The following is a 4,458-nucleotide window of genomic DNA, read 5'->3' as shown; positions in this document are numbered from 1 at the left end:
GGGCCAGCACCATAGGAGGCATGGTGATCAACACGGCGGGGGGGACGCTGCCCCATGGAATGGAGCATCCGGCCAGCGGCTGTAAGGACATTGTCCACGGAAGAGGACTTGCGGCTCTCACCCCCGTGATCACGGAGGCAAGCATAGATGCGGCCCCTGACCGATATGCAGTGATCTCCCAGGCCTTGGGAGGGAAGGATGAAAAGGACTGCGCAAGCCAGCTTAGAAAGCTTTTAGAGGAAATCGGGCTTTCCACATCCCTGGGGGAGCAGGGCATTACCCGGGAGGATATTCCATGGATGACAAAGAACTGCTTTACCGTTTCGGCTGCAGGCATTGCAAATCATCCCAGAAAATTTACAGAAGAAGAAATCGCACAGCTCTATGAGAAGGCGTATTCCCTTTTTGTTATTTAAATCCCTAAACTATAATTTGTCATTACTTTTTCTTTAGTTTTTCCGTTTATTCTCTTTTCTGTAAATAATAAACTAGAAGCAAGAAAATAAAGGGAAAGATTTGAGAGACAATATGGGAAAAATCAGATTGACCTCTTTTTTCAGCGATGGAATGATATTGCAGAGGGAAACAGAAAACTGCATCTGGGGATACGCGGAAAACAGTACAAGGATAAGCTGTTTTTTGGGCGACCGCCCTATTGTGACAAAAGCCATGGAAAATGGCTATTTTGAGTGTCGGATTCCCAAAATGGAAGCGGGGGGACCGTGGGAAATCAGAATCAGTGACGGGAGGGAAAGTATTTGCATTGTGGATGTCTTGTTTGGCGATGTATTTTTGCTCGGCGGACAATCCAACATGGAGCTTCCCATAGAGAGAGTGCGTGAACGCTTTGAAGAGGAACTGTCAGATGTGGAAATGGGCTGTATTCGAACATTTGAGGTTCCCAAAGAATATGCTTTCCGGTGGAAACGGGAAATGCTTACGGACGGCATCTGGAGAAAAGCTGTGGGCGGGGAATTGTCCGCTTTTAGCGCGGTGGGCTTTTTTGCAGCAAGAGCCCTTTGGGAAAAGGAAAAGATACCAATCGGCCTTTTTCAGACCGCAGTGGGAGGCACACCGGTAAAAGCATGGACAAGTGAAGAAACCATAAGGCGTCTGGATCTTGATGCCGGGGAACTAGAGGAATGTGCAGATGCCTCTTATGTGAAACAGACGGAAAAAAAAGAGGAGGAGCTGGAAGAGCGGTGGATTGCTGAAGCGATGCTGCCCTTTGAAGAGGAGAAGGAGAAAGGCTCTCATGAGCAAAAGAAAAAGGGGAAGGTTTTTGTACCTGGCTTTTTTGGAGAGGGTGATTTGTGCGGATTTGCCGGAAGCCTGCGTCTGAAGAAAAAAATACTTTTGACGCAGGAGAAGGTGGACAAGCTTTTGGGACAACATTGTGCGGACGAAGAACAGAAAATGGGCGCAAAGTTATATTTTGGAACAGTTATCGATGCGGATCAGATATTTGTAAACGGCGTAAAGATCGGCGAGACAGCCTATCAGTATCCGCCTCGCATTTATCCCATTCCGGAAGGCCTCTTGCAGGAAGGGGAAAACGAGATTGAGGTGCACATGCTGGTGATGCGGGGCAAAGGGGGAACCATGCCCGGAAAAGAATATGGCATACGGTGTGGAAAGAGGGAGATTGCTGATCTGAGGGGTGTATGGGAATATGAGATTATGAAGGATATGAGGGCTTCCTCTGGTTATCTTGGGGAGAAGGATTTCTTTTCATATAAGGCCTCCGGCCTATATAACGGAATGCTCTATCCGATCAGAAAATGTCGGTTTTCCGGCTGTTTTTTTTATCAGGGGGAATCTAATACAGGAAGGCCGGAGACTTATGAGAAAGAGTTTACTGAGATGATCCGGGATTGGAGACTGCTGTTAGGGGAGCCAAAGCTGCCATTTATTTATGTACAGCTGGCAGGCTTTGGGGACGGCATAGAGCATACAAAAAAAGCACTATGGGCAAGTCTGCGTGAAGCTCAAAGGCGAGCTGGGAAAACAGAAAATGCAGGAATGGTGCAGGCATATGATCTGGGGGAATATAATGACCTGCATCCCTTGGATAAAAAAAGTGTGGGCGAGAGAATTTCCCTTGCTGCGCAGGCACTTATTTATAAAAAAGATGTGGTTTGGAAAGGGCCGGAGGTCAGCCGGGTTTTGTGGGAAAACGACTGCGTCAGAGTTAGCTTTTCACTACAGGATGAAAGGCTCTCTTTATGTACGAAGGATAGCAAGACAATATTTGTTCGCGGTTTTGAGATAGAGACGAAGGAGGGAGGAAAATTTCCGGTCAAGGCACAGATCTGGGGGAGGGATCAGGTGATTGTAAAGCTGCCTGCAAAACAGAATGTGGAGAGTCTTATGTTTGCATGGAATGATTGTCCGCTGGATGCTGATTTGTATCATACGGCGGGGCTTCCTGCAGTACCCTTTAGGAAGGTGTATGGAGAAGAGTAAAATGCGGTTATTTGATGAAAGCGCAATAGTGACCTTTGTAGTGGAAAAGGAAAGCGATGTGGGTATTTATGCCATAGCCAAAAAGGTGGCGGCGGATATGGAAATGGCGTCGGGCAGAAGGCCGGGTATCGTGGAGGACTGCAGCAAGGCATCTGGAGACATTGTTTTGTTTGCACAGCTGGGAAAAAGTCCCATCTTAAAGCAGCTGGAGCTGACCGGAAGGATAGATGCGAAGTCAGTGAGAGGGAAAAGGGAAGTTTATGGAATCCGTCTGCTGAAAGAGGAGCAGCTCGCAGATATAAAAATAGGAAATCATTGCAGCCAGGCTCTTGTTATATATGGAAGCGACAAGAGGGGCACTATTTACGGTATGTTTCATTTGTCCGAGCTGATGGGAGTCAGTCCGCTTGTTTTTTGGGGAGATGCCCCTGTACAGCATAAAGAGCGTATGGAATTGGATGCCTCCGTGGAAATGATTTCCAAGGAACCCTCTGTGAAATACAGAGGATTTTTTATCAATGATGAATGGCCCTGCTTCGGTACATGGGCATTTCATCATTTTGGTGGATTCAATGCCGAGATGTATGACAAGGTATTTGAACTGTTGCTGCGTCTGAAGGGAAACTATCTTTGGCCAGCCATGTGGACCTCTTGCTTTGCTTTGGATGGGCCGGGAGAAGAAAGCGCGCGCCTTGCGGATAAGTACGGAGTTATAATGGGCAATTCCCATCATGAGCCTTGTCTGCGCGCGGGAGAGGAATGGGATATCTACAAGGGGGAGAATGGTTCTTACGGCAGTGAGTGGAATTATATGATAAATAAGGAAGGACTGTTGAAATACTGGGAAGACGGACTAAAACGAAGCTGCAAATATGAAAATATCATTACCGTCGGCATGCGGGGAGAAAGAGACAGCAAGCTGGAAGGACCTGGCTCCCTTCAGGAAAATATTGATATCCTGAAGGATATCATCACGGAGCAGAAGAAGCTGATACAGGCCAACATAAGACCTGGGGAAAAGGGGTTTCCTATGCTTTTAGCCATTTATAAAGAAGTGGAGCAGTATTACTATGGATGTGGGGAGACAGCAGGGCTGAAGGACTGGGACGGCCTGCAGGATATCATTTTGATGTTCTGCGAGGATAATTTCGGACATATGCGGTATCTGCCAGAGAAGGAAGCCTCTCACCAGGGCGGCTATGGTATGTATTATCACCTGGATTATCACGGGGCTCCCATCTCTTATGAGTGGATCAACAGCACGCCGCTTACTGCTATTTGGGAGCAGATGACTCTTGCCTATGAGCAAGGAGTGAGAACCGTATGGATGGTAAATGTGGGAGATCTTAAGGGAAATGAATTTCCTCTGTCATACTTCATGGAGCTGGCCTATGATTTTGAAACCTGGGGGAGCTCTGCACCAAATTCCACCAGAACCTTTACCAGACTGTGGCTGCAGAAGCAGTTTGGAGGACTTGTAACTGCTGCGCAGATAGACTGTATGGAGCTTCTTTTGACAAAGGGAACCGCATGGATCGGGAAATGCCGTCCGGAGGCGCTGAAAAGTGATACCTATCGGCAGGCGGACGGGGAAGCGGATCGGGTCTTGGAGGCAATCTGCGAATTGGAGCAGAGACTTCAGAAATTGGAAAAGGAGCTGGCTGTGGAAGCGAAAGAGGGCTTTTACAGCATGATCTATAATCAGCTGAAAATGGGATTTAATTTAATACAGATGCAGATAAGCGCTGGAAAAAACGCACACTATGCCAGCTTGGGAAAAAAGGCTGCGAATATCTGGGCAGACAGGGTACGGGAATGTATTGAGGCGGACAGACAGCTGGTTTGTACAGCGGGAAGCCGCAATAACGGAAAATGGCATGGAATGTGGACGGGAAGTCATGTGGGATTTGTAAAGTGGAACGAGGACGGCTGCCGTTACCCTCTGCGCACCTATGTTACACCCTTTGAACGTCCAAGAATGGTGGTTTCCAG

The 4,458-nt window shown here is 47.7% G+C and carries 2 protein-coding genes and 1 pseudogene; all 3 read left to right on the top strand.

All coding sequences use genetic code 11. The annotated features are described in order from the left end of the window. Positions 1–416 (top strand): annotated as a pseudogene (locus tag AC1WIP_RS11985) (iron-containing alcohol dehydrogenase); the annotation flags it as partial. 112 nt (positions 417–528) lie between these two features. Continuing rightward, the gene (locus tag AC1WIP_RS11980) at positions 529–2,466 is read left to right on the top strand and encodes a sialate O-acetylesterase (RefSeq protein WP_481142043.1); all 1,938 of its coding nucleotides are present in this window, start codon (positions 529–531) and stop codon (positions 2,464–2,466) included. Beyond that, positions 2,453–4,458 (top strand): glycosyl hydrolase 115 family protein (locus AC1WIP_RS11975; RefSeq protein ID WP_481142042.1); only part of this gene is annotated, 2,006 nt, incomplete at its 3' end. The genes AC1WIP_RS11980 and AC1WIP_RS11975, both read left to right, overlap by 14 nt.

The sequence above is a fragment of the Acetatifactor sp. genome, assembly GCF_982438285.1.
The sequence above is the reverse complement of the archived record's forward strand: the minus strand, read 5'-3'. Positions and strand labels throughout refer to the sequence as shown.